Origin of the sequence: Microbacterium terrae (genome assembly GCF_017831975.1) — a bacterium.
Lineage (GTDB): Bacteria > Actinomycetota > Actinomycetes > Actinomycetales > Microbacteriaceae > Microbacterium > Microbacterium terrae.
On record NZ_JAFDSS010000001.1, the window covers coordinates 1,907,575 to 1,932,758 of the forward strand.

The following is a 25,184-nucleotide window of genomic DNA, read 5'->3' on the forward strand; positions in this document are numbered from 1 at the left end:
CTGCGAGTCTAGGGCGGGGTCACCCCGCGGCTCCGGAGCCGCCGCCGTCGCGGGCGCATCCGTCCGGTGAGTCGCCGGCGCGCGGCATCCGTCTCGTCAACCGCCGGCGCGCGGCATCCGCCTCGTCAGTGGTTGAAGACGATGAGCAGCAGGCCGCCGAGCACCGACAGCCCGCACACGCCGAAGCACGCGTACGCCCCGATGAGCGCGACGTTCTTCTGCCCGTCGGTCAGCGGGCTCTTGCGTGCGGCCTTCGCCGCCGCCTTCTCGGCGCGGCGGGCCTCCTTCTCGGAGATCACGGTGATGGCGTCGGTGAACTCGGCAGGGGCGACCACCGGCGCGCGGCCCGAACGCACGAGCAGGCGCAGACCGAGTGCGTAGAAGCCGACCACGAGCACCGCGGCGATGAGCGCCGCGATGAAGACCTGCACGAATGCGAGCCAGTCGATGACGATCATCGGCGGTCACCGTTCTTTCCAGCCTTGGCCGACTTCGCGGCGGCGCGAGCCTCTTCGCGGGCGATCGCGCGCTGACGACGCGTGGGCGGCGGGTTGCGCTTGACCTTGACCGCGGCGCCGGAGTCGGCGACCTCGCTCATGGCGTTGCTCGCGTTGACCTCGTTGCGACGCGAGCGCCAGAACAGGAACAGCACGATCGCGACGGCGAGGACGAAGTCGATGACGATTCCCCACGTCGGGAGCGCGACGACGACGAAAGCGGCGAGGGCCCCGACTGCACCGGCGGCCGGGAGCGTCAGCACCCACCCGATGAAGATCCGCCCCACCGTGCGCCAGCGCACCGTCGACCCGCGGCGGCCGAGACCGGAGCCGATCACGGACCCCGACGCGACCTGGGTCGTCGAGAGCGCGAATCCGAGGGCGCTCGAGGCGAGGATCGTCGACGCCGTGGATGCCTCGGCGGCGAACCCCTGCGCGGGCTTGACCTCGGTCAGCCCCTTGCCGAGCGTGCGGATGATGCGCCACCCGCCCATGTAGGTGCCGAGGGCGATGGTGAACGCACAGGCGAACACGACCCACAGTTCGGGCTCCGGGTGGTCCTGGAGCCCCACTGTGATGAGCAGGAGGGTGATGATGCCCATCGTCTTCTGCGCGTCGTTGGTGCCGTGGGCGAGGGCGACGAGCGACGAGGTGAAGATCTGCCCGACGCGGAACCCGTCGCGGCCGTCGGGCTTGCTGTCGTAGCGACGGGTCAGCGCGTACGCGAGCTTCGTCGCCGTGAAGGCGATGATCCCCGCAGTCAGCGGCGCGATGATCGCGGGCAGGATGACCTTCGACATCACCACGCCGAAGTTGATCGCGGTCGCGCTCACCCCGACGATGGTCGCGCCGATGAGTCCGCCGAACAGGGCATGCGACGACGACGACGGCAGGCCGAGCAGCCACGTCAGCATGTTCCAGGTGATCGCGCCGATGAGTCCGGCGAGGATGATCGCAGGGAAGACCGACGAGGATATCTGGTCCTCGTTGATGATCCCGCCCGAGATGGTCTTGGCCACCTCGGTCGACAGGAACGCGCCGACCAGGTTGAGGACGGCAGCGAGCAGGACCGCGGTCTTGGGCTTGAGGGCGCCGGTGGCGATGGGCGTCGCCATCGCATTCGCGGTGTCGTGGAAGCCGTTCGTGAAATCGAAGAACAGGGCCAGAGCGATGACCAGCACCACGGTGAGGAGGGTTGCGGTTTCCACCGTTCGCTTTCCGAGTGAAGACGTGAATGTGGTGCCGACGGAATCGGCGTGACGAACGAAGAGTTCACCGTTAGTTCAGGAACCGGCAACCGGCCAGCAAGAATCTTACATCGGCGGTCTGGGCGGTCAACTCGGCTGAGACCCCGCACGCGTGCGAACGCGGCTAGCGTTGACCTGTGACCGCTCACGAATCCGCAGCCGCGCCCGTCGCCGACTCCCGCCCGATCGTCCGCAGCCACCACGGCGACGACGTCGAGGACCGCTACGAGTGGTTCCGTGCGAAGGAGGACGCCGAGGTCATCGCGCACCTCGAAGCCGAGAACTCCTACACCGAGTCCCGCACCGCGCACCTCGAAGCGCTGCGCGGACGCATCTTCGACGAGATCAAGGGACGCACGCTCGAGACCGACCTGTCCGTCCCGGCACGCCGGGGCGACTGGTGGTACTACGGCCGCACCGTCGAGGGCAAGCAGTACGGCATCCAGTGCCGGGCGCCGCTCGCCTCTCCCGACGACTGGACGCCGCCCGTCCTCTCCCCCGACACCGAGGTGCCCGGCGAGCAGATCCTGCTCGACGGCAACATCGAGGCCGAAGGACACGAGTTCTTCTCGCTCGGCAGCTTCGAGGTGACCACCGACGGGTCGCTCATGCTCTACGGGGTCGACGTCGCCGGCGACGAGCGCTACACCGTGCGGGTGCGCGACCTGACGACGGGCGAGCAGCTCGCAGACGAGATCCCCGGCACGTTCGCCGGAGCGACCTTCTCCCCCGACGGGCGCTTCATCGTCTACTCCACCGTCGACGACGCGTGGCGCCCCGACACCGTGTGGCTGCACGAGCTCGGCACAGCCGTCGACACCGACGCCAAGCTCTTCCACGAGCCCGACGAGCGCTACTGGGTCGGCGCGGGCTTCACCCGCAGCGACCGCTACCTCGTCATCGGGCTCGGATCGTCGATCACCTCCGAGGAGTGGCTGCTCGACGCCGACGACCTCCGCGGCGAGCCGCGCGTGGTGTGGCCTCGCCGCGAGGGAATCGAGTACGACTCGTCGCATGCCGTCGTCGACGGCGAGGACGTGCTCTACGTGCTCCACAACGACGGCGCCCTCGACTTCGAGCTGATCCGGGTGTCGGCATCCGACCCCGCCGGCGCGAGCGAGGTCGTCATCCCCCACCGCCCTGGTCAGCGACTGCTCGGAGTCTCCACGTTCCGCGACTGGGGCGTCGTGGGGTACCGCCGCGGCGGCCTCGCCCGCCTCGGCATGCTCGACTACGCAACCGGCGCCGTCGACGAGCTCGACTTCGACGAACCGCTGTACGCCGTCGGCTCCGGGGGCAACCCAGAGTGGGCGCCGCCGCTGCTGCGGCTCGGCTACGGCTCGTTCGTGACGCCCGGAACGGTCTACGACCTCGACGTCGCGACCCGCGAGCTGCACCTGCGCAAGCGTCAGCCGGTGCTCGGCGGCTACGACCCCGAGGACTACGCCCAGGCGCGGCTCTGGGTGACGGCGACCGACGGCGCCCAGATCCCGGTGTCGCTGGTGTGGAAGCGCTCGTTCGGCGAGGCGGGGGCGGCCCCACGCCCCCTGCACCTGTACGGCTACGGCTCGTACGAGCACTCGATCGAGCCCGGGTTCTCGGTTCCCCGGCTGTCCGAGCTCGACCGCGGCGTCGTCTTCGCGGTCGCGCACGTGCGCGGCGGCGGCGAGATGGGCCGCCAGTGGTACGAGGACGGCAAGCTGCTGGCCAAGCGCAACACCTTCACCGACTTCGTCGACTGCGCCCGCCACCTCGTCGACGCCGGCTACACCACCCCGGCGCAGATGGTGGCCGAGGGCGGCTCGGCGGGCGGGCTGCTGATGGGCGCGGTCGCGAACCTCGCGCCGGAGCTGTTCGCCGGCATCCTCGCCGACGTCCCCTTCGTCGACGCGCTCACCACGATCCTCGACCCGTCGCTGCCGCTGACCGTGATCGAGTGGGACGAGTGGGGCGACCCGCTCCACAACGCCGACGTGTACGCGTACATGAAGTCGTACACCCCGTACGAGAACGTGCGAACGGATGCCGCGTACCCGCGCATCCTCGCCGTCACCTCGCTCAACGACACCCGCGTGCTCTACGTCGAACCCGCCAAGTGGGTGGCGCGACTGCGTGAGGTGGGCGCCGACGCGCTGCTCAAGTGCGAGATGGTCGCCGGTCACGGCGGCGTGTCGGGTCGGTACAACGCCTGGAAGGAGCGCGCCTTCGAGCTCGCCTGGCTCTTCGACGTGCTCGGCGTCGCCGACTGACCCCGGCGCGCGTCTGACCCGCGCGGGTCAGCCGAAGAGCGCGGCTGCCTCGTCGTAGCGGTAGCGCGGCACCGTGTTCAGTTCGCCGAGTGCCTCGGCGAACGGGACGCGCACGATGTCGGTGCCCTTGAGCGCCACCATCTGACCCCACGCCTCGGCGACCACGGCGTCGGCCGCGGCGAGGCCGAGGCGCGTCGCGAGCACGCGGTCGAAGCCCGACGGCGAGCCGCCGCGCTGGATGTGGCCGAGCACGGTGGCGCGCGTCTCGATGCCGGTGAGCCGCTCGATCTCGGGGGCGAGCACTTCGCTGATGCCGCCCAGGCGCGGGCGGTTGAAGGCGTCCATGCCCTTGTCGCTGAAGGCCTCGTCCATGCCGGTGAGGGTGAAGCCCTCCGACACGACCACGAGCGGCGCACGCCCGCGGTCGTGCGCGCGCGACACGAGTTCGGCGATCTCGGTGATCGACTGCGGAACCTCGGGGATGCAGATCGCGTGCGCTCCGGCGGCCATGCCGGCGTGCAGGGCGATCCAGCCCACGTGGCGGCCCATGACCTCAGCGACCATGCAGCGCTGGTGCGAGTCGCCGGTGGTGCGGAGGCGATCCATCGCATCGGTCGCGATGTTGACGGCGGTGTCGAAGCCGAACGAGTAGTCGGTGGCCCGCAGGTCGTTGTCGATGGTCTTCGGCACGCCGAGCACGTTGATGCCGTCGTTGGCGAGACGGTTCGCCGCGGCGAGGGTCCCCTCGCCGCCGATGGCGATGATGCCGTCGAGGCGGTGTCCGTACATCGTCTTGGCGATGTTCTCCGCGCCGCCGCGGGGCCCCTCGTAGGGGTTCGTGCGGCTGGTGCCGAGGATCGTGCCGCCGACCTTCGAAAGGCCCTTGACCTCGTGGCGGGTCAGCGGGAAGAAGTCGCCGTCGACGACGCCGCGCCAGCCGTCGCGGATGCCGACGAACTCGAGGTCGTACGTGGTGGTGCCCTTGAGCACGACACCGCGGATGACCGCGTTCAGGCCGGGGCAGTCGCCACCACTCGTCAGGATGCCGATCTTCATGCTGTGTTCCTCGCTGTCGGGTGAAGAGGGTCGGCGACGCTGCCTCACCCGACATTAGTGCCGGATGCCGCCCCCTGCCACACCGGCGGCGGGGGCGGCTCCGATCACTGCGCGCCGAGCGCCTGCCGCAGAAGGTGCATGAGCGCCGACAGCTGCACCGAATCACTCGACTGCGGGTCGACGGCCTCGCCGTCGAGCGCCCGGGCCGCGAGACCCTGCTTCGAGTCGATCAGCTCGGCGATCTTCGTGTCGATCGTGTGCGCGGCGATGATGCGCCATGCGGTGACGGGCTCGTCCTGGCCGATGCGGTGCACACGGTCGATCGCCTGCGTCTGCTCGGCGGCCGTCCACGACAGCTCCGCGAGCACGACGTTGGACGAGGCCTGCATGTTGACGCCGACGCCCGCCGCGGTGAGCGAGCAGACCGCGATGCCCACGGTGGGGTCGCTGTTGAACGCGTCGATCGCCTGCTGCCGTGCGGCGCTGGTCTGGTCGCCGCGCAGCGACACCGTCTTGACCCCGGCGCCGGCGAAGTGAGCCTCCGCGGCATCCATCACGTCGATGTGCTTCGCGAAGAACACGACCTTGCCGACCGAGCGCTGCAGCTGCACGGCGTAGTCGGCGGCGAGCACCGCCTTGGCCTGGCCGATCTTGCGCACCATGGTGAAGACGTTGTCGCCGCCGGTGCCCGCAGCCTTCGACTCCTCGAGCTCGTTGTGGGCGACCAGGCGCACGATGTCGTCGTCGATCTCGCCCGGGGCGAGTCCTCGGTCGCCGCGCGCTTCGAGGATGCGACGGTACTTCGCCGCGAGCCGTGCGCCGAGTTCGCGCTCGGCCTGACGGATCGACCGTCCGAATTCGTCGTCGAGCTCGACGGGGAGGTCGGCGATGAGCTTGTCGGGCAGGTCGTGCGCGACATCCTTCTTCTTGCGACGGACGATGCCGAGCGAGATGACCGCGTCGCGCGCCTCCGGATAGAAGGCCTTGTCGGCCGGGGTCAGCCCGGTCTCGTCGAGCTTCTCCATCAGCTGCGCGCCGGGCTTCTCGCCCGTCGTCCAGCCGAGGAACCGCCAGATCGCGTCGAAGTCCTCGACGTCGTTGATGAGCGGCGTTCCGGTGAGGGCGAGCAGCAGCGGGTCGCGCACCTGCTCGCGGATGCGCGAGGCCAGGGCCAGCACGTTCTGCGAGCGCTGCGACGTGAGGTTCTTGATGAAGTGCGCCTCGTCGACGACCATCCCCTTGAGGCCCAGTTCACCGAGCCACGACAGGTGCCGGTCGAGGATCTCGTAGTTGACGATGAAGACGTCGGCGAATGCATCGATGTCTTCGCCGTCACCGGTGATCACCGTGGCGCGGCGCTGCGGCGTCCAGCGCTCGACCTCGCGCGCCCAGTTCATCTTGACGACGTTGGGGACGACCGCCAGGAGCGGGTACGCGTCGGCGACGGATGCTGCGAGCACCGACTCCGCGGTCTTGCCGAGGCCCGGCTCGTCGGCGAGCAGGAACGTACGGTGACCGGCTCGGACCGCCTCGAGGAAGCGCGACTGGTGCGGCATGACCTCGAGGCCCTTGGGCGAGAGGCGGTCGAACTCGGGCACCTCGGGCAGCTCCATCGTGGCCGAACCGCCGCCGGCGCCGGTCTCGAAGGCCTTGTAGAGCGGACCCATGAGCTCCCAGCCGTCGAGGCGGCGGCGCGGGGTCTCCTTGACGACGCGCATGGTCAGATCGGGGGCGAGGAACGGGTTCGAGTCGCGGCGCGCCTCGACCTGGGTCGGCACGACCTGGCGCTCGGCGAGCGCCGCAGGCACGACGGCGGTCTTGACGGGGGCGACGTCGGTGATGATCAGCTCGTCGGGGGCGAGTTCGGCGCCCGATTCGAGCAGCCAGTCTCGGCGCATCCGCTTGGCTACCGGCGACGTGGCCTGGTCGACCTCGAGAAGCTGGATGAGCGAGGTGTCGCGTGCCGCGGTCTTCGCGAGGATCGTCGCCACGCCGTCGAGCCGCTTGAGCAGCTCGGCGCGCGCGCCGTCGGCGAGGGTGGTGTCGCCCTTCACGCGTGCGCGCTCCTCGCGCACGAGGAAGGCGATCACCTGGAACTTGACGCGATTGGTGGGGCCCAGCTTGCCGCGCTGGGCCTTCGCCTCGACCTCGCGCACCTTGCGGGCGAGGATCGGGATGATGGGTGCCTCGTCGTCGCGGCGCGAAGACGAGGGCTTGCGACGTCGCGAGGACGTCTGGGCAGGTGCCGTGGTCGGCATGCTCCTCCTGAGCGTTGGTGCCGCCGAAGCCCGGGAATCGGGTCGGCCGGCGATGGCGTGCTCCCGCGGGCGGCGCGTACGCCGTCACGAACGCGGGACGGGATGCCTCCGGCTTCGGCCGCGGGCACTCGCTTCAGCGAGCTGCGACGTCGACGACGGGGTCCCCGAGGTGATTCTAGCGGATCGGCGCCGCTCAGCCCCAGAGGCTCGCGACGATGTCTTCCGTGTACCCGGTGATGTCGGTGTTCAGCCAGTTGGTCGTGACCCATCCGCCGTCGCCGACGAAGTGCGACTCGCCGAAGGCGTATTCGAGGTCGTCCTGGGTGATCCCGCGCTCTTCCATGGTGCAGATCGTCCCTCCGGCGAGGACCTGGCATGCGAATCCGGCGGACTCGAGCGTGGCGAGGATGTCTGCCCCCTGCGCGGTGTCGACCGCGGTGATGTTGGTCGAGATGCCCGTCTCACTCGGTGAACCCCACGTGCAGCGCAGCGTCGTGGCCCCGTCGAGCATCTCGAGCAGATCGACGTTCTGCGTGGACACCATGGTGATCCCGGGGTCGTTCAGCGGGGGGATCGCGCCATTGAGCTGCGCGAGCATCGCCGCAGAGTACGCGTCCTCGCAGGCCCCGGGCACGATCGACGCGGCAGGCTGCTCCGTCGGCTCGGGCGACGGGCTCGGCGCCTCGGTGGTCGCCGACGGCGTGGCCGACGTCGTCGCGGACGGCATCGGCGTGGGCGTCGCCGCGCCACCGGGGCTCGGCTCGGGCTGACATCCGACGAGCGCGACGGATGCGGCGAGCACGATCGCCGCCGTCGCTGCCGCTGTTGCGATGCGCATGGTCCACCTCCGGCTCAGTGCACTTCGACCCTAGCCCGCTCATCACCGCGGCGACCGAACCGTGGCCGACTCGATGCGACATCGTCGCCGAGTCGAGATCCGCCCCGCCGGAGGCTCACCGGACGCGTCAGCGGTCGGCGTTCCCGCGCTGCCAGTCCGACAGCGTGCGCGGATCGTCCGTGACGATGCCGTCGACGCCCAGCGCGGTCACGGCATCCCACTGCGTGTCGCTGTTGAGCGTGTAGACCACGATGCGCACCTCGGCCGCGTGCACCTCGTCGATCACCTCGGGTCGCGCGAGCACGGCCTTGCGGTCGGCGATGATCCCGCGCACGCCCGCTTCCGCTGCGGCGCTGACCACGTCGTCGGGCAGGTTCTTGAGGATCAGCATGCGCGGGATGACTTCGGATGCCGCGGCGAACAGGGCGAGCGGGCGTGCGTCGAAGCTCGCGACAGCCACCCGCCGCTCGAGGCGGCGGTCATCGATCTCGGCGACGGCGGAGGTCACGGCATCCGCGTCCCACTCCCCCTTCAGCTCGATGATCGCGCGCTGACCGCTGCGCGCGAGTTCGTCGAGGAACTCGGCGAGAGTCGGCACCGGGGTTCCGGTGAACTCCTCGTGGAACCACGAGCCGGCGTCGAGCGCACGCACCTGATCGAGCGTGAGGTCGGCGACGCGCCCGGAGCCGTCGGTGGTGCGGTCCACCGTCGAGTCGTGCATGAGCACCGGGCGGCGGTCGCGGGTGAGCACGACATCGACCTCGACGTAGTCGTAGCCGCGCGCGAGCGCGGCTCGGATCGCCGGCAGCGTGTTCTCGGGCGCTGCGGCTCCCCCGCCGCGGTGGCTCGCGATGAACGCGTCGTCGCCGGGCGTGCGCACGTCGCCGAGCAGTTCGCTCGAGCTCACCCGCACGGGGGTCGCCCCGAGGAAGGCGATGACGATGCTCGCGACGGCGAGCACGCACACGACGACGAGGGCGTGGAGCGGTTCGCGGGCGCGCTCGGGTACGGCGGGGTGGGGCATCGGGCATGTCCTCCGGGTCCTGCTTCCCCGTCACCGTCGACGGGGTGCGACCACTTTACATGCGTCGTTACCTTTTCGTTACTGTTTGTTCAGAATGCCGTTCACCTCGTCCCAGAGCGCGTCAGCGACAGCTCGCTTCGAGCCCGCGACCTCGGCCACGACGTCGCCGTCGGCGGTGAGCAGCGACACCGCGTTGTCGGTCGACTCGAAGCCGACCGACCAGCCGACCTCGTTGACGGCGAGGAGGTCCGCGCCCTTGCGCGCCGCCTTGCGGCGGCCCCGCTCGAGGAGAGTCTCCCCCTCGCCCGGGGTCTCTGCGGCGAAGCCGACGATCACCTGTCCGGGCCGGCGCCCACGGACGAGGCCCGCGAGGATGTCGTCGTTCTGCACGAGGTGCAGCGTCAGTCCGCCGTCGGCATCCTCCTTCGCGAGCTTCCGCGGTGCGACCTCCGCGACCCGGTAGTCGGCGACCGCGGCCGCCATCACGACGACATCGGCAGCGGCCGCGGCATCCGTCATCGCCTCTGCCAACTCCCCCGCCGTGCCGACGTGCGCGATGCGCACCCGCGGGTGCGCCTGCGCGTCGCCCAGCACGCCCGCGTCGAGGTGGGCCGCGACGAGCGTCACCTCGGCTCCGCGCTCGGCTGCGGCGAGCGCGACGGCCACCCCCTGCCGCCCGCTCGAGCGGTTGCCGATGAAGCGCACCGGGTCGATCGGCTCTCGGGTGCCGCCGGCGCTCACCACCACCGAGACGCCCGCGAGGTCCGCCGAGGGAGCGGCGGCGAGCGCGACCCGCAGGATCTCCTCCGGCTCGGTCATGCGTCCGGGGCCGCTGTCGCCGCCGGTGAGCTCCCCCTCAGCGGGCCCGACGATCGTGACGCCGCGGGAGCTGAGGGTCGCGATGTTCGCCTGGGTGGAGGGGTGTCGCCACATCTCGGTGTGCATGGCCGGAGCCACGACGACCGGTGCTGTCGTGGCGAGTAGGGTCGTACCGAGAAGGTCGTCGGCGAGACCCGCGGCCATCTTCGCCAGGCTGTTCGCGGTCGCCGGCGCCACGATCACGAGGTCGGCCGACTGGCCGAGCGAGACGTGCCGCACACGGGCGACGTCGTCATGGACGGAGGTCGTGACGGGATGCCGGCTGATCGACTCCCAGGTCGGCAGGCCGACGAAGCGCACGGCGTCCTCGGTCGGCACGACGTGGACCTCATGACCCCCCTTCACCAGAAGGCGCACGAGGTGCACCGTCTTGTAGGCGGCGATCCCGCCCGTGACTCCGACGACGACGAACACCCTCCGATCTTGGCATGAGCCCCACACAGACAGGACCGCCATGTGCACCGTGGTCATCCACGTCCCCGATGACGAGACCGAGCCGACACGACTGCTCGCCGTGCGCGATGAGGATCCGGCGCGCCCGTGGAACCCGCTGGGGCGCTGGTGGCCGGAGGCGGATGCCGGCGTCGTCGGGGTGCGCGACGTGCGCGCCGGCGGCGCGTGGCTGGCGGCCGAACCGGCCGCCGGGCGCCTCGCGGTGCTGCTCAATCGCGCCGACGTCACAGGGAGGCCCGAGTCGCAGATCCGCTCGCGCGGCGGCATCGTCCTCGACGCCGTCGCCGGCCGCTCGCCCGCCGACGACCCGGCTACCCACGGGTTCAACCTCGTCTCGGTCGACGGCCCGCGCACCGTCGTCACGACGTGGGACGGGACGCAGGTGCGCAGGATCGGCCTCGCTCCGGGCACGCACATGATTGCGCACGGTGACCCCGACGATCCGTCGACGCCGAGGATCGCGCGCTGGCTTCCGGCCTTCCGCGATACGCCGCCCGCCCCCGGCCCGCACTGGTACGGGCCGTGGATCGATCTCCTGGCCGCATCCGCGGCGCTCGAGAGCACCGACGACGCAGCCATCATCCGCGACAACCGTCCGTACGGCTATCCCACGCTGTCGCTCCTCGCGTGCGTCGCCGCGGTGTCGGAGGGCGACGTCGATGTCCACTACGGCGAGCTGTCCGAGCCCGGTCACTGGGGCGGACTCGACCTCTGACCCTCGGCGGTCAGACGAGGCTCTTGGGGTGCCAGACCGTCTTCGTCTCGGTGAACGCCGCGATGCGGGCGAGACTCGGAGCCGCGGCATCCGCCCCGCTCTCGGGCGGGAGCACCCGGGTGAGCGTCTCGGCTGCGGCGATCTCGTACTCGACCCAGTCGAACTCGCCCGCTCCGACCAGGTCGAGCGCGTGCACGTCGGGGTGCGATGCCAGCCACGGCGTGATCTCCGCCGGCGAGCCCGTGAGCACGTTCACCACGCCGCCCGGCACATCCGAGGTCGCGAGCACCTCGGCGAGGCTGATCGCCGAGAGGGGATGCCGCTGCGCGGCGACCACGACCACGGCGTTGCCAGTGACGAGCGCGGGGGCGATCGCCGAGACGAGGCCGACCAGCGCCGTGTCCTGCGGCGCGACGACGCCGACGACGCCGGTCGGCTCGGGCACCGAGATGTTGAAGTAGGGACCCGCGACCGGGTTGCCGTTGCCGGCGATCTGCGCGAACTTGTCGCACCACCCGGCGTACCAGACCCAGCGATCGGTCGCCTCGTCGACCTCGGCGCCGGCGACCGCCGCCGAGACGCCGGTCTGTGCAACGATCTCGTCGACGAACTGGGCGCGGCGGCCCTCGAGGATCTCCGCCACCCGGTACAGCACCTGGCCGCGGTTGTACGGGGTAGCGCCCGACCACGGCGACACCGCCGCCCGCGCGGCCACGACCGCCTCGCGGGCATCCTTGCGCGAGGCGAGTGCGGCGTTCGCGAGGAACTCCCCCGCCGGCGAGGCGACCTCGTACGTGCGACCCGACTCGCTGCGCGGGAACGCGCCGCCGATGTACAGCTTGTAGGTCTTGGGCACGGCCAGCCGCTTGCTCATGCGCGGATCCCCTTCTTCGACTCGGCGCGTTTCGTCGCGGCGCGTCTCGTCCCGCCGCCGTCACTCAGCGCTCGGGAGCGCGACGGGGAGGACGCGCCCTTCAGGTACGCCGCGAGCCCGTGCTTGCCGCCCTCGCGGCCGTAGCCCGACTCCTTGTAGCCGCCGAACGGCGACGACGGGTCGAACCGGTTGAACGTGTTGGCCCACACGACGCCCGCGCGCAGCTTGTCGGCGACGGCGAGGATGCGCGACCCCTTCTCGGTCCAGATCCCCGCCGACAGTCCGTACGGCGTGTTGTTCGCCTTGGCGATGGCCTCGGCGGGCGTGCGGAAGGTGAGCACCGAGAGCACCGGACCGAAGATCTCGTCGCGGGCGATGCGGTGGCTCGCCTGCACGCCCGTGAAGATCGTCGGCGCGAACCAGAACCCCCGGTCGGGGATCGGGCAGTCGGCGGTCCACCGCTCGGCACCCTCTTCCTCGCCGATGCGGCTGAGCTCGCGCACGCGCGCGAGCTGCTCCGCCGAGTTGATCGCCCCGATGTCGGTGTTCTTGTCGAGCGGGTCGCCCAGGCGCAGTGTCGAGAGGCGGCGCTTCAGCCGGTCGACCACCTCGTCGTGGATCGACTCCTGCACCACCAGTCTGCTGCCGGCGCAGCACACCTGACCCTGGTTGAAGAAGATGCCGGTCACGATGCCGTCGACAGCCTGGTCGATCGGCGCATCGTCGAAGATGATGTTCGCGGCCTTGCCGCCGAGCTCGAGGGTGACCTTCTTGCCCGTGCCCGCGACCGCCTTCGCGATCTCGCGCCCGACGGCGGTCGAACCGGTGAAGGCGACCTTGTCGACGTCGGGATGCCGCACCAGCGCCGCGCCGGTCGCCCCGGCACCGGTGATGATGTTGACGACCCCCGGAGGCAGGTCGGCCTGCTGCAGGATCTCGGCGAACAGCAGCGCGGTCAGGGGCGTGGTCTCGGCGGGCTTGAGGACGACCGTGTTGCCCGCCGCGAGAGCGGGCGCGACCTTCCACGCCAGCATCAGCAGCGGGAAGTTCCACGGGATCACCTGCGCGGCGACGCCCAGGGCCTGCGGATCAGGGCCGAGGCCGGCGTAGTCGAGCTTGTCGGCCCACCCTGCGTAGTAGAAGAACCAGGCGGCCACGAGCGGCACATCGACGTCGCGGCTCTCCTTGATCGGCTTGCCGTTGTCGAGGCTCTCGGCGACCGCGAGCTCACGCGCCCGCTCCTGCACGAGGCGCGCGATGCGGAACAGGTACTTCCCGCGATCGCGTCCGCTCATCTTCGACCAGGTGCGCTCGTACGCGCGCCGCGCCGCCGCGACCGCGGCGTCGACGTCGTCGTCGGAGGCCGAGGCGATGGTCGCGATGTGCTGCTCGTCGGCGGGCGAGATCGTCGCGAAGGGCGACCCGCCGCCGGCGCGGAACCCGCCGTTGATGAAGAGACCGTAGTCGTCGCGAAGATTCAGGATGCCGCGCGACTCGGGTGCGGGGGCGTACTCGAGGAAACTCATTCCAGACCTTTCGGTTGCCGCCGGGCGACGGGCTCGGGGACCGCTGCGAGGGTGGGCATCAGTCGATCGTCACGTAGTCGGCGCCGGTGTAGTGACCGGTCCGCAGCTTCTGCCGCTGCAGCAGCACGTCGTTGAGGAGGCTCGACGCCCCGAAGCGGAAGAGGTGGGGCTGCAGCCACTCCTCGCCGACGGTCTCGGCGACCGTGACGAGGTATTTGATCGCGTCTTTGGAGGTGCGGATGCCGCCGGCGGGCTTCACACCGATCTTCTCGCCGGTCGCCGCGTGCCAGTCGCGCACGACCTCGAGCATGAGCAGCGTGACGGGCAAGGTCGCCGCGGGCTGCACCTTGCCGGTCGATGTCTTGATGAAGTCGCCGCCCGCCAGGATCGCGAGCCACGAGGCGCGCTTGACGTTGTCGTAGGTGGTCAGCTCGCCCGTCTCGAGGATCACCTTCAGCGACGCGTACGACCCGTCGGCGCGCCGGCACGCCTGCTTCACCTGGGCGATCTGGTCGAACACCTGTCCGTAGCGCCCGGCGAGGAACGCCCCACGGTCGATCACCATGTCGATCTCGTCGGCGCCGGCGGCCACGGCCTCGGCGGTGTCGGCCAGCTTGATCGCGAGCGACGCCCGGCCGCTCGGGAACGCCGTCGCCACGGCCGCCACGCTGACTCCCCCGTCGTCGGGGTCGCCGTGCGCGGCGCCGAGCGCCGCCACGGCGTGCGGCACCATGTCGCCGTACACGCACACCGCCGCAACTCGCGGACACGTCGGGTCCGACGCATCCGGATTCAACGCCTTCGCGACCAGCGACCGCACCTTGCCAGGGGTGTCGGCCCCCTCGAGGGTGGTGAGGTCGATCAGCTCGATGATCCGATCGAGGGCCCAGGCCTTGGAGGTGGTCTTGATCGAGCGCGTGCCGAGGTCGGCCGCCCGCTGCCCCAGCCCGACGGCGTCGACGCCCGCCAGGCCGTGCAGGTAGCGGCGGAGCGTCGTGTCGTCGGGCTCGCCGCCGAGCAGCTCCACCGCCCGCTCCGGGAGCGTCTGCAGTTCGGTCCGGGTCATCGGTCCTCCTCGATCGGGGGCGCCGCTGCCTGCTGGGCGTAGCGGGCGGGTACGGATGCGGGAGCGGCGACGGATGCCGCGAGCCCGTGCGAGTGCCGCAGGAGCACGATCACGCCGATGCCGACGATCACGAGGAATGCCACCGTCAGCGAGCCGAAGGCGAACCAGTTGCCGTCGAGGGCGAGCACGATGCCGGCGGCGACCACGGCGATCGCCGCGGCGGCCAGCTTCGACGCGAACTTGAGTCCGACGCCGGCGGTGAGCCGCCCGGCGGGCGAGTCGCCTCGGGCGAGGATCAGGTCGGCGAAGGCGTCGAGGGTGGCCAGGAGCGAAGCCGAGTACGCGACGGCGCAGCCGAGCGCACCCCAGAGGTTCACGGTGTCGGCAGCGGCCGACGCCGCGGCGACGAGCATGACGTCGACGTCCACGCCTCGATCGTAGAGCGGGTGTCTCCGACGGTCTACGGTCGGCGGCGACCTCGACGGCGGCGGATGATCAGGTGAGCGTCGACCGCACGTGCGCGACGTCGTCGGTCATCTGCGCGATGAGCGCGTCGATCCCCTCGAAGGCGACCATGCCGCGGACGCGGTCGGCGAACTGCACCTCCACGCGGTGACCGTAGAGATCGAGGTCGGTCTCGTCGAGCACGTACGCCTCGACCTGGCGCGTGGCGACGTCGTCGAACGTCGGGTTGGTGCCGATGCTGATCGCGGCGGGGTAGCGGATGCTGGAGCGGAGGTCACCGGCATCCGTCGACATCCCCTCGTCGACCAGCCATCCGGCGTACACGCCCTCGCCGGGCACGAAGCCCTCGAGCTCCGCTGACAGGTTCGCCGTCGGGAAGCCGAGTTCGCGACCCCGCTTGAGTCCGTGCACCACCTCGCCGCGAACGGCGTGCGGTCGTCCGAGCACCTTCGCGGCCGTCGCGACGTCGCCCGCCGCGAGGAGCTCGCGCACCCACGTCGACGAGGCGCGACGCCCCTCGACGGCACGCACGTCTTCGACCACGTCGACCTCGAAGCCGAACTCGCGTCCGAGTTCGCGCAGCATGGCCGGATCGCCCGCCCCGCCGTGGCCGAACCGGAAGTCGTTCCCGACGAGCACCACCTGCACGTCGAGCGCCCCGACGAGGACGTGCTCCACGAACTCGCGCGCCGGCAGATCGGCGAGCGCGCGGTCGAAGGTGAGCATCAGCGTCGCATCCACGCCCGATGCCGCGAGCAGGCGCAGCTTCTGCTGCACACCGACGAGGCTGTCGGGGCAGATCTCGGGTCGCAGCAGCGCGAGCGGGTTGCGGTCGAAGGTGATGGCGACCATCTTCGCGCCGATCGCCGCGGCATCCACGCGTGCCCGATCGATGACCGCACGGTGTCCGGTGTGCACCCCGTCGAACTTGCCGATCGCGACGACCGACGGCCCGAAGCCGGCGGGCACCTCCGACGGCGAGCGGAAGACGATCACGACGCCACCGCGGCCGGATCGCCGGTGTGCTCGCCCACGGCGGGGCGATGGGTGATCAGCCACCACAGGCCGAAGAACGGCAGCACGAGCGGGATGAACAGGTAGCCCATGCCGAACCACGACCACACGCTCGGGTGCGCGAACAGGTCGGGCGCGACGAGGCTCAGGGTGCCGACGACGATCACGCCGACGAGTTCGAACACGATGGCCACCCACGCCACGATGTACCACCGGCGGGAGCCCGCGAACACGAGGGCGAGCGTGGCCAGGATGTACACCAGCGCCGACACGACAGAGAGCGAGTACGCGAGCGGAGCCTGGTCGAACTTCTCGACGACCTGGACGAAGGACCGACCGGTGGCGGCGAGCGCCATGATCGCGTAGACGACGACGAGGACGCGACCGATACCGGTCATGCGGGGGCGGGCGGCGGGCGACGACATGACCTGTCAATCCTAGTTCGCGTCCGAGCCGACCGGCGCCGCGGGGCTCAGGCGACCTGGATGGTCCAGATCGCCCACATCCGCCACACCATGACCGCGACCGCGAGGGCCGCGACTCCCATGATCACCGTGCTCCACCGGCTCCGCTCGAGGAGGGCCCACGCCACCCCCGCGATCGGCAGCAGGGCCGCCGAGACCAGGTACACCCAGAACTCCAGGGCGCTTCCGGTCGGAGTGTTGCCGGTGAACGGCGCGACGATCGCCATCACGACCTGCACGATGAGCAGCACCTCGACCAGGGCGAGGGCCCCGACGGTGAGGTCGCTCGGGCGCCGGCCCGCGAGTCCGAGCACGACGCACAGCACACCGGCGACGGATGCCGCCACCACGACGACGAGGGTGAACCACAGGATCATCGTGCCGCCTCCCCGGGCATGTTGAGGGCGCTCTTCACGTCGTCGCCGCGGCGCTCGACGATGCCGACCAGCACGCCGCCCGGGTCGACCGCGGCGGACGGCACGGCGACGAGGCGGGCGCCGGCACCGGTGAGCCGCTTGCCGTGGCGCAGGTCGCGCGCCTCGTCGGCCGTGACGTCGAACCGCGCGAGCACGGCGGTCGCGGCGTCTGCCGGAGCCATCCGCGGGGCATCCGCGATGTCGGCGACGAGGGTGGCTTCTGCGACGTCGAACGATCCGATGCGCGTGCGGCGCAGCGCCGTGAGGTGGCCGCCCACGCCGAGCGCCGCGCCGAGGTCGCGCGCCAGGGAGCGGATGTAGGTGCCGCTCGAGCAGTCGACGACGACGTCGAGGTCGATCACGGCGGCATCGTCCGGTCGGCGCTCGGCGAGCACGTCGAAGCGCGATACGGTCACCTCGCGCGCCTTCAGCTGCACCTCTTCGCCGGCGCGCGCCAGGTCGTACGCGCGGCGACCGTCGACCTTGATGGCCGAGAAGGTGCTCGGCACCTGCGAGATCCGGCCGGTGAGGGCGGCGATGCCGGCATCGACGGCGGCGCGGGTGACGCCGGCGGCATCCGTCGTCGCCACCGTCTCGCCCTCGGCGTCGTCGGTGTCGGTCGCGACGCCGAGGCGGATCGTCGCCTCGTACGTCTTGTCGAGGCCGACGACGTAGGTGAGCAGTCGCGTCGCCCCCTCGACGCCGAGCACGAGCAGGCCGGTGGCCATCGGGTCGAGCGTTCCGGCGTGGCCGATCTTGCGGGTGCCGAGGGCACGTCGGGCGCGCGCGACCACGTCGTGGCTCGTGATGCCCTGCGGCTTGTCGACGAGCAGCACGCACGCCTCGGGCTTCGGTGCATCTCTTCGGGGGGTCATCGGCGGGTCTCCTCGATGCGCGGATGCGCGGGGTCGGTGTTGTCGACGACGACGTCTGCTCGCTCGCGAGGGTGAGCCTCGTCGAGGTAGAGCTGCTGGCCGAGGCGGTATCGCGCGTTCGCGGGCGCGTCGGGATCGGCGTCGGATCCGTCGCGCCGGGCCATGCGCGCGTACGTGGTCGCGAAGGGCGCGTCGAGCCAGAGCGACCAGTCCCAGAGATCGCGCAGCTCGGGGCGGTGGAGGAAGATGCCCTCGACCACCAGCACGGCATCGAGCGGTGCGGTCACCCACTCCGACTCGACCGGCGCGTCGCGCGAGACATCGAAGGCCGACAGCTGGAAGCCGGTCGTGCCCGCCGTCTGCGCGCCGTCGCGGAACGGATCGAAGAGCACTCGGCGGAACGTGGCGTAGTCGTACGAGTCGCGGTAGAAGCCCTCGGGGCTGCGCCGGCCGCGCTGGTAGCGCTCGATGCGCGGGCGGTGGAAGCCGTCGATGCTCGCGCAGAACGCAGCGACCCCGATCTCGCCGAACACGTCGGCGAGCCCGGTCGCGAAGGCGCTCTTGCCCGCGCCGTCGACCCCGTCGACAGCCACGACGACCCGGCCGCCCGGGTACCGGCGCTGCACGTCGTCGCGCAGTCGCCTCCAGACCGTGGTGACAGGGGTGACGGGCAGGCGCATGGCTTCCAGCCTACGGCGGGTCGGTGGCACCCGTTCGTGCCCCCGGCACGCCACCGCTCCCAACGGGGGCCGAAGCACCATATCCGCGCGGAGATGGCGCGGCGGTGGCCAGCGCGGCGGTGAAAGCCGCGGAGATGGAAGCCACGGAGGTGAAAGCGGCGAACGTGGCCGGCGGTGAGCGCAGCGAGGGAGGCGGGGAGCGCAGCGAGGGAGGCGGGGAGCGCAGCGAGGGAGGCGGTCGTCCCCTCCGCGTACGCTGGACGGATGCCCGACCTCGCCACGCCGCTGAACGCGTGGTACCGGAGCACCGCACGGGATCTGCCGTGGCGGCGACCGGGGTTCGGGGCCTGGGGAACGCTCGTGAGCGAGTTCATGCTGCAGCAGACGCCGGTGAACCGCGTCGTGCCGCACCTCGAGGCGTGGCTGGAGCGCTGGCCGACCCCTGCGGCGCTGGCAGACGCTCCGCCCGCGGCCGCGGTGGCGCAATGGGCGAACCTCGGCTACCCCCGCCGAGCGCTGTGGCTCCACCGCGCTGCGATCGAGATCTGCGACCGGCATGGCGGCGTCGTGCCGCGCGAGGTCGATGCACTCCTGGCGTTGACCGGAATCGGCGACTACACCGCGCGGGCCGTGGCGGTGTTCGCCTACGGCGACAGGCATCCGGTCGTCGACACGAATACGCGTCGCGTGATCGCGCGCGCCGTCGACGCACGCAGCCAGCCGGGGCCGGCGGCGAAGGGCGACCTCGCGGCGATGGAGGCACTGCTCCCCCGGGCCGACGCGGAGGCTGCGACGTTCAACGCAGCCGCCATGGAGCTCGGCGCGACGGTGTGCACGGCGCGCTCACCGCGATGCGACTCGTGCCCGATCGCGCACGCCTGCGCATGGCGTGCGGCGGGCTATCCCGACACGGGCGACTCACGACGGCGACAGGCGCGTTACGAGGGCAGTGACCGCCAGGCGCGCGGTGCTGTGCTCAAGGCGCTGCGGGAGGGGGCGGGCCACGAACTGCCCGCGAAGCTGGTCGCGGCGGACTGGGCAGACCCTCGACAGCGCGACCGCGCCGTCGACTCGCTCATCGTCGACGGCCTCGTCGAGGCGACCGACGGGATGCTGCGCCTGCCGCGCTGAGTCTCACCGCGGCAGCACCAGATCCGCCAGCAGGCCTTCGAGGGTCGCGGTGTACTCATCGACGGACTGCCCGCCGATGCGGACCGCGCGGTCGTAGAGCTCGACCGATCCGACGAGCACGGTGCGATCGACGACCGCGTCGAAGGGGATGTCCTGTCGGATGTATCCGCGGGCCTCCCACACGCTCATCATCGACGTGTTCTGCTCCCGGATGCGGGCCGCGTATCCGCGGAGATCGGCCGCCATGCCCTCGTCGTGCCGCGCGGCCTCGGCGTACGACAGCCACAGGCCGTGGACCGAGGCGTTGATCCCGCTGAGGACCGCAGCGCAGACCGCCACGGCCTCCGCGCCGGATGACACGGCGAGCATCCTGGCTCCCAGCTCCGTCGAGCGGGCGTCGGTGTCGTCATCGCCGCCGAACGTCGACGCGTTGATGGCGGCGCGCAGGAGCGCCTGCTTCGGCCCATTGGCCTGGACGGTCTCTGTCGAGACCCCGGCTCGGCGAGCGATCTCGGGCATGGTCGTGGCCGCGTACCCGCGCTCGGCGAACAGCGCCGACGCCGCGTCGACGACTCTCTCGCGGGTCGCCGCAGCCTGCTCGGAACGCAGCTGGGAGGTATACCGGCGTGCGCCGTCCTGTGAAACCATATTGACTACTGTACTCCTGTAGTGAATACTCGATGCCTGCATCCGATTCTACTAGCGAAAGATCCGCGCCGATGTCCGACATCCTGTTCGCGGCGGTCCCGATCCACGGGCACGTCGCACCCCTCCTCCCCCTCGTCCGCCACTTCGTCGACCGCGGCGATCGCGTCCGATTCCTGACCGGGTCGCGATTCGCTGATGCGGTCCTCCGCGCCGGTGCGGAGCACGTGCCCCTCCCCGCCGCAGTGGACTTCGACGACCGCGGCGTCACCGCCGCCTTCCCTGAACGCGCGGCGATGTCGCCTGCGAAGGCGATCGCCTTCGACTTCGAGCACATCTTCGTGCGACCCGGCGAGCATCAGCACGCGGCCCTCCGCGACCTCATCGACGCCGGCGACGTGGATGCGGTCGTGTGCGACCCGCTGTTCGTCGGCGCCGCGCTCCTCGTCGAGTCCGACCCGAAGCAGCGCGTCCCCGTCGTCGTCGCCGGTGTCGTCCCCCTGAGCTACCCGGGCCCCGGGCTCGCACCCTTCGGGCTCGGGCTCGCGCCGCTGGGCGGTGCTGTCGGCCGGATCCGAAACGGAATCCTCCGCATGGCGACGCAGCGCATGTTCCGTCCTGTCGAAGCCGCGGCCGACGAGATCGCGGTCCGGGCGCTCGGCGCCGCACTGTCGGGACCCGTCCTCGACTGGCTCCCGCGTGCCGACGCCGTGTGCCAGCTGACCGTGCCGCGATTCGAGTACCCGCGACCCGACGCCCCCGCGAGCCTCGTGTTCACCGGACCTGTCGGCGCTGCCGCACCCGCCGCTGCGCACCCCTCGTGGTGGGGCGACCTGACGGGTGAGCGTCCCGTCGTCCACGTCACCCAGGGGACCATCGCGAACGACGACCCGAACGAGCTGATCCTTCCGACCATCCGCGCCCTGGCCGGTGCGGACGTGCTCGTGGTGGTCTCGACCGGCGGCACCCCGGTGGAGGAGCTCGGACCCCTTCCCTCCAACGTGCGCGCCGCCGAGTTCCTCCCGTATGCCGACCTCTTCCCGAAGACCGACGTCTTCGTGACCAACGGCGGGTACGGCGGCACCCAGTTCGCGCTCGCCCACGGCGTTCCTCTCGTCGTCGCTCCCGGGAAGGAGGACAAGGTCGAGGTCGCGGCACGCATCGCGTGGTCGGGCACCGGGGTGAACCTCAAGACGCAGCGGCCCACGGCGCGGCAGATCGAGAAGGCGGTGCGCATGGTGCTCGCCGATCCTCGCTATCGCACGGCGGCGCGAGAGATCGGCGCCGACATCCGCGCCGCATCGCACGCCGTCGGATTCGCCTCGGTCGTCGACGCCTCGATCGCCGCGCACCGGGCACCGCGTGCCACCGCTCCGCGTCCGGAGTGACCACGAAGACGCACTGAGGGCCGGGGACCCTCATGATCCCCGGCCCTCTGTACGGACTCAGTCCTCGTCGTCGAGCTCGCGCGGCTTGACGTACGGGTCGGCGTCGCCGGCGTACGCCGCGCTCGAGGCGATCCCCGCCACGTCGGCATCGCGCTGACGCGCTTCGCGGAGCAGATCCTCGATGTGCCCGGCGTTGTCGGGCAGCGCGTCGGGGATGAACTCGAGCGTCGGGGTGAGCCGCACGCCGAGCTTGCGCCCGACCTCGCTGCGCAGCATCCCGGTCGCCGAGCGCAGCGCCTCGCCCGAGGCGAGACGCTCCTCCTCGGTGCCGAGCACCGTGTAGAAGACCGACGCGTGCTGCAGGTCTCCGGTCACCCGCACATCGGTGATGGTGACGAAGCCCAGTCGCGGGTCGCGCAGCCCCTTCTCGAGCCGCTCCGCGATGAGCACGCGGATGCGGTCGGCGAGGCGCGCCTGACGTTCTGAAGACATGATGAACTCCCTGGGGATCGTGAGGGACGCCCGCAGGCGCCCCTCACGGTCGATCGATCAGCCGCGCGGCTTCTCGACCATCTCTGTGGTCTCGATCTCGTCGCCGATCTGGATGTCGTTGTACTTGCCGAGGCCGATACCGCACTCGAAGTCCGTGCGGACCTCGGTGACGTCGTCCTTGAAGCGGCGCAGCGACTCGATGGCGAGGCCATCGGCGAGCACGACGCCGTCGCGGATGACGCGCGCCTTGGCGTTGCGCGTGATCGTGCCCGAGCGGACGATGACACCGGCGATGTTGCCGAACTTCGAGGAGCGGAACACCTCGCGGATCTCGGCGACACCCGACTGGACCTCTTCGAACTCCGGCTTGAGCAGGCCCTTGAGCGACTGCTCGACATCGTCGATCGCGTTGTAGATGACCGAGTAGAAGCGGACATCGACACCTTCACGGGCGGCGCGCTCGCGCGCCTTCGTGTCGGGACGGACGTTGAAGCCGATGACGATCGCGTTGTCGATCGTCGCCAGGTTGATGTCGGACTCGGTGATCGCACCCACACCGCGGTGGATGATCCGCAGCTGGACCGACTCGTCGACCTCGATCTTGAGGAGCGACTCCTCGAGCGCCTCGACGGCACCCGAGACGTCACCCTTGATGATGAGGTTGAGCGACTCGACCTTGCCCTCTTCGAGAGCACGGGTGAAGTCCTCGAGCGAGATGCGCTTGCGGGCCTTGGCCAGCTGCGCGTTGCGCTCGGCCGCTTCACGCTTCTCGGCGATCTGGCGGGCGGTGCGGTCCTCTTCGGTCACGATGAAGGTGTCACCGGCGCGCGGCACGGAGTTCAGACCCTGCACCTGCACGGGACGCGACGGGTAGGCCTCCTCGACCGGGTCGCCGTTCTCGTCGGCCATCGCACGGACGCGTCCGTATGCGGTGCCGGCGACGATCGCGTCACCGACGCGGAGCGTTCCGGACTGGATGAGCACCGTGGCCACCGAGCCGCGGCCCTTGTCGAGCTTCGCCTCGATCGCAACACCACGGGCTGCCTTGTTCGGGTTGGCCGTGAGGTCGAGACCGGCGTCAGCCGTGAGCAGGAGGGCATCGAGGAGTTCCTGGATGCCGGTTCCCTGACGGGCCGACACGTCGACGAACATGACGTCGCCGCCGTACTCCTCGGCGACCAGACCGTACTCGGTGAGCTGCTGGCGCACCTTGGCCGGGTTGGCGTCGGGCTTGTCGACCTTGTTGACAGCGACCACGATCGGCACGTTCGCCGCCTGGGCGTGGTTGAGCGCCTCCACCGTCTGCGGCATGATGCCGTCGTCGGCGGCGACCACGAGGATCGCGAGGTCGGTCACCTGCGCACCACGGGCACGCATGGCGGTGAACGCCTCGTGACCCGGGGTGTCGATGAAGGTGATCGCACGCTCGATGCCCTCGTGCTCGGTCCACACCTGGTATGCACCGATGTGCTGGGTGATGCCACCGGCCTCACCCGCGACCACGTTGGTCTGGCGGATCGCGTCGAGGAGGCGCGTCTTACCGTGGTCGACGTGACCCATGACGGTCACGACCGGAGGCCGGATCTCGAGGTCTTCCTCGTTCTCCGCCTCCAGCTCGGCCTCGAGGTCGAGACCGAAGCCCTCGAGGAGCTCCTTGTCCTCGTCCTCGGGCGAGACCATCTGGATCTTGTAGCCGAGCTCGGCGCCGAGCACCTCGAACGTCGCCTCGTCCAGCGACTCGGTGGCCGTGGCCATCTCGCCGAGGTTGAAGAGGATCGTCACGAGCGTGCCGGGCTGCACGGTGTAGCCGCGCAGAGCCTCGAGCTTGTCGGCGAAGTCGGCGATGGATGCGCCGCGACGCAGGCGGATGATCTCGCCGTTGCCCTTCGAGACGTTGACGCCACCGACGACCGGTGCCGACCGCATCTCGAACTCTTGGCGCTTCGCCCGACGCGACTTGCGCTGCTTCGACTTGCCGCCGCCCTTGCCGAACGCACCGGCGGTGCCACCGCCGGGGCCACGGCCACGACCGCCGCCACCACCGGGACGACCGGCGAAGCCGCCGCCTCCGGGTGCACCGGCACCGGGAGCGCCACCGGGACGCTGGAAGCCGCCGGCACCGCCGGGACGACCGGGACCGCCGGGACGCTGCTGGAACGGGGCTCCGGGACGACCGCCGCCACCGGGACGACCGGCACCGCCGGGACGCGGAGCGCCGGGACGCGGGGCGCCCGGGCGCGGAGCCTGCGGACGCGGGATGTTGCCGGGCGTGGGACGCTGGCCCATGCCCTGGGCCGAGGCGAACGGGTTGTTGCCCGGGCGGGGACCCGCCGGACGCTGACCCATACCCTGCGCCGAAGCGAACGGGTTGTTGCCCGGGCGCGGCGATCCGCCGCCGGGGCGGGGGGCCGCGGGAGCGGGTCCGCCGGGCTTCGGGCCGTCGCCGGCAGGGGCTGCGGCCGGCGCAGCCGGAGCAGCAGCCGCGGGCGCCTCAGCAGCCGGAGCCGGTGCGGCGGGGGCCGGAGCCGGAGCCGCCGGAGCCTCGGGCTCGGCGGGCTTGGTCGGACCGGGCTTGGGACCGGGGGTCGGGCGACCGCCGGCGGCCGGAGCCGCGGGACGCGCCGGACCGGGGCGACCGGCCGGGCGACCGGCGGGTGCCGCAGCGGCGCCGCCGGTGCTCACACCGTCTGCCTCGAGGGCGGCGCGGAGCTTACGGGCGACCGGGGGTTCGATGGTCGAGGAGGGGCTCTTGACGAATTCGCCGAGCTCCTTCAGCTTCGCAAGGGCGACCTTGCTGTCGACGCCGAGTTCGGAAGCGATCTCGTGCACGCGTGGTTTTGCCACAATTCTCCTGTCTGGGGCCTACCCCGGACAGGGCAGACCGTTACTCGCGGACGGGTCTCATTTCGAGCCGTTCACTTTGTTTCCATAG

At 71.0% G+C, this 25,184-nt stretch carries 23 protein-coding genes; 4 read left to right on the top strand and 19 right to left on the bottom strand.

Annotated elements, in window-relative coordinates:
• Positions 1-125 precede the first annotated feature (125 nt).
• A complete protein-coding gene (locus JOD63_RS08885) occupies positions 126-458 on the bottom strand; it encodes a hypothetical protein (protein ID WP_045276102.1) in 333 nt (110 codons plus the stop codon).
• A complete protein-coding gene (locus tag JOD63_RS08890; protein WP_211088081.1) occupies positions 455-1,705 on the bottom strand; it encodes an inorganic phosphate transporter in 1,251 nt (416 codons plus the stop codon). The genes JOD63_RS08885 and JOD63_RS08890 overlap by 4 nt, the downstream gene beginning before the upstream one ends.
• A 176-nt stretch (positions 1,706-1,881) precedes the next feature.
• Here JOD63_RS08890 and JOD63_RS08895 point away from each other — a divergent pair, with 176 nt between their 5' ends.
• On the top strand, positions 1,882-3,993 hold the full coding sequence (locus JOD63_RS08895) for a S9 family peptidase (RefSeq protein ID WP_045276100.1): 2,112 nt from the start codon (positions 1,882-1,884) through the stop codon (positions 3,991-3,993).
• A 27-nt stretch (positions 3,994-4,020) separates the two neighbouring features.
• On the opposite strand, the gene JOD63_RS08900 is transcribed toward JOD63_RS08895, so the two are convergent.
• The 5 genes from JOD63_RS08900 to coaBC all read right to left on the bottom strand — a co-directional run bounded on the left by JOD63_RS08900 (position 4,021) and on the right by coaBC (position 10,462).
• A complete protein-coding gene (locus tag JOD63_RS08900) occupies positions 4,021-5,049 on the bottom strand; it encodes an ATP-dependent 6-phosphofructokinase (RefSeq protein ID WP_045276099.1) in 1,029 nt (342 codons plus the stop codon).
• A 104-nt stretch (positions 5,050-5,153) separates the two neighbouring features.
• Positions 5,154-7,307: a DEAD/DEAH box helicase gene (locus JOD63_RS08905; protein ID WP_045276098.1), complete on the bottom strand. Its 2,154-nt coding sequence runs from the start codon at positions 7,305-7,307 to the stop codon at positions 5,154-5,156.
• 193 nt (positions 7,308-7,500) lie between these two features.
• On the bottom strand, positions 7,501-8,145 hold the full coding sequence (locus JOD63_RS08910; protein WP_052682528.1) for a hypothetical protein: 645 nt from the start codon (positions 8,143-8,145) through the stop codon (positions 7,501-7,503).
• A gap of 127 nt (positions 8,146-8,272) precedes the next feature.
• On the bottom strand, positions 8,273-9,169 hold the full coding sequence (locus JOD63_RS08915) for a glycerophosphodiester phosphodiesterase (RefSeq protein WP_045276096.1): 897 nt from the start codon (positions 9,167-9,169) through the stop codon (positions 8,273-8,275).
• Positions 9,170-9,247: 78 nt separating this feature from the next.
• Positions 9,248-10,462 (bottom strand): bifunctional phosphopantothenoylcysteine decarboxylase/phosphopantothenate--cysteine ligase CoaBC, encoded by a 1,215-nt coding sequence (coaBC, locus tag JOD63_RS08920; protein ID WP_045276095.1) that lies wholly within the window; start codon positions 10,460-10,462, stop codon positions 9,248-9,250.
• A 40-nt stretch (positions 10,463-10,502) separates the two neighbouring features.
• On the opposite strand from coaBC, the gene JOD63_RS08925 reads away from it, so the two are divergent.
• Positions 10,503-11,216 carry an NRDE family protein gene (locus JOD63_RS08925; RefSeq protein ID WP_045276094.1) on the top strand — a complete coding sequence of 238 codons (714 nt, stop codon included), beginning with the start codon at positions 10,503-10,505 and terminating at the stop codon, positions 11,214-11,216.
• 10 nt (positions 11,217-11,226) lie between these two features.
• On the opposite strand, the gene JOD63_RS08930 is transcribed toward JOD63_RS08925, so the two are convergent.
• From JOD63_RS08930 to JOD63_RS08970, 9 genes are all read right to left on the bottom strand, one after another.
• Positions 11,227-12,090 (bottom strand): aldehyde dehydrogenase family protein, encoded by an 864-nt coding sequence (locus JOD63_RS08930; protein ID WP_045276093.1) that lies wholly within the window; start codon positions 12,088-12,090, stop codon positions 11,227-11,229.
• Positions 12,087-13,616, bottom strand: a complete 1,530-nt coding sequence (locus JOD63_RS08935; protein WP_045276092.1) for an aldehyde dehydrogenase family protein — start codon at positions 13,614-13,616, stop codon at positions 12,087-12,089. Before JOD63_RS08935 ends, JOD63_RS08930 begins: the two co-directional genes overlap by 4 nt.
• A gap of 58 nt (positions 13,617-13,674) precedes the next feature.
• Entirely contained in the window at positions 13,675-14,682 is a 1,008-nt protein-coding gene (deoC, locus tag JOD63_RS08940; RefSeq protein WP_045276091.1) for a deoxyribose-phosphate aldolase, read from the bottom strand.
• Positions 14,679-15,110 (bottom strand): hypothetical protein, encoded by a 432-nt coding sequence (locus JOD63_RS08945; RefSeq protein ID WP_045276090.1) that lies wholly within the window; start codon positions 15,108-15,110, stop codon positions 14,679-14,681. The genes deoC and JOD63_RS08945 overlap by 4 nt, the downstream gene beginning before the upstream one ends.
• A 67-nt stretch (positions 15,111-15,177) precedes the next feature.
• The gene (locus tag JOD63_RS08950; protein ID WP_045276089.1) at positions 15,178-16,143 is read right to left on the bottom strand and encodes a bifunctional riboflavin kinase/FAD synthetase; all 966 of its coding nucleotides are present in this window, start codon (positions 16,141-16,143) and stop codon (positions 15,178-15,180) included.
• Positions 16,140-16,586, bottom strand: coding sequence for a hypothetical protein (locus JOD63_RS08955; protein WP_045276088.1), 447 nt, complete (start codon positions 16,584-16,586; stop codon positions 16,140-16,142). The genes JOD63_RS08950 and JOD63_RS08955 overlap by 4 nt, the downstream gene beginning before the upstream one ends.
• Positions 16,587-16,633: 47 nt before the next feature.
• On the bottom strand, positions 16,634-17,002 hold the full coding sequence (locus JOD63_RS08960; RefSeq protein ID WP_045276087.1) for a hypothetical protein: 369 nt from the start codon (positions 17,000-17,002) through the stop codon (positions 16,634-16,636).
• Entirely contained in the window at positions 16,999-17,916 is a 918-nt protein-coding gene (gene truB / locus JOD63_RS08965; protein ID WP_045276086.1) for a tRNA pseudouridine(55) synthase TruB, read from the bottom strand. The genes JOD63_RS08960 and truB overlap by 4 nt, the downstream gene beginning before the upstream one ends.
• The gene (locus JOD63_RS08970) at positions 17,913-18,596 is read right to left on the bottom strand and encodes a nucleoside/nucleotide kinase family protein (protein ID WP_045276085.1); all 684 of its coding nucleotides are present in this window, start codon (positions 18,594-18,596) and stop codon (positions 17,913-17,915) included. Before JOD63_RS08970 ends, truB begins: the two co-directional genes overlap by 4 nt.
• A 264-nt stretch (positions 18,597-18,860) precedes the next feature.
• Here JOD63_RS08970 and JOD63_RS08975 point away from each other — a divergent pair, with 264 nt between their 5' ends.
• Entirely contained in the window at positions 18,861-19,727 is an 867-nt protein-coding gene (locus JOD63_RS08975) for an HhH-GPD family protein (RefSeq protein ID WP_045276084.1), read from the top strand.
• Positions 19,728-19,730: 3 nt separating this feature from the next.
• Here the strand turns inward: JOD63_RS08975 and JOD63_RS08980 are convergent, their stop codons facing one another.
• A complete protein-coding gene (locus JOD63_RS08980; RefSeq protein ID WP_052682527.1) occupies positions 19,731-20,375 on the bottom strand; it encodes a helix-turn-helix domain-containing protein in 645 nt (214 codons plus the stop codon).
• Between the two features lie 71 nt (positions 20,376-20,446).
• Between JOD63_RS08980 and JOD63_RS08985 the strand changes: the two genes are divergently transcribed.
• Entirely contained in the window at positions 20,447-21,760 is a 1,314-nt protein-coding gene (locus JOD63_RS08985) for a glycosyltransferase (RefSeq protein ID WP_045276083.1), read from the top strand.
• Between the two features lie 57 nt (positions 21,761-21,817).
• Here the strand turns inward: JOD63_RS08985 and rbfA are convergent, their stop codons facing one another.
• Together rbfA and infB are read right to left on the bottom strand one after the other, a co-directional pair.
• Positions 21,818-22,252: a 30S ribosome-binding factor RbfA gene (gene rbfA, locus JOD63_RS08990; protein ID WP_045276082.1), complete on the bottom strand. Its 435-nt coding sequence runs from the start codon at positions 22,250-22,252 to the stop codon at positions 21,818-21,820.
• Between the two features lie 57 nt (positions 22,253-22,309).
• A complete protein-coding gene (gene infB, locus JOD63_RS08995; RefSeq protein ID WP_211088082.1) occupies positions 22,310-25,096 on the bottom strand; it encodes a translation initiation factor IF-2 in 2,787 nt (928 codons plus the stop codon).
• Between the last annotated feature and the right edge of the window lie 88 nt (positions 25,097-25,184).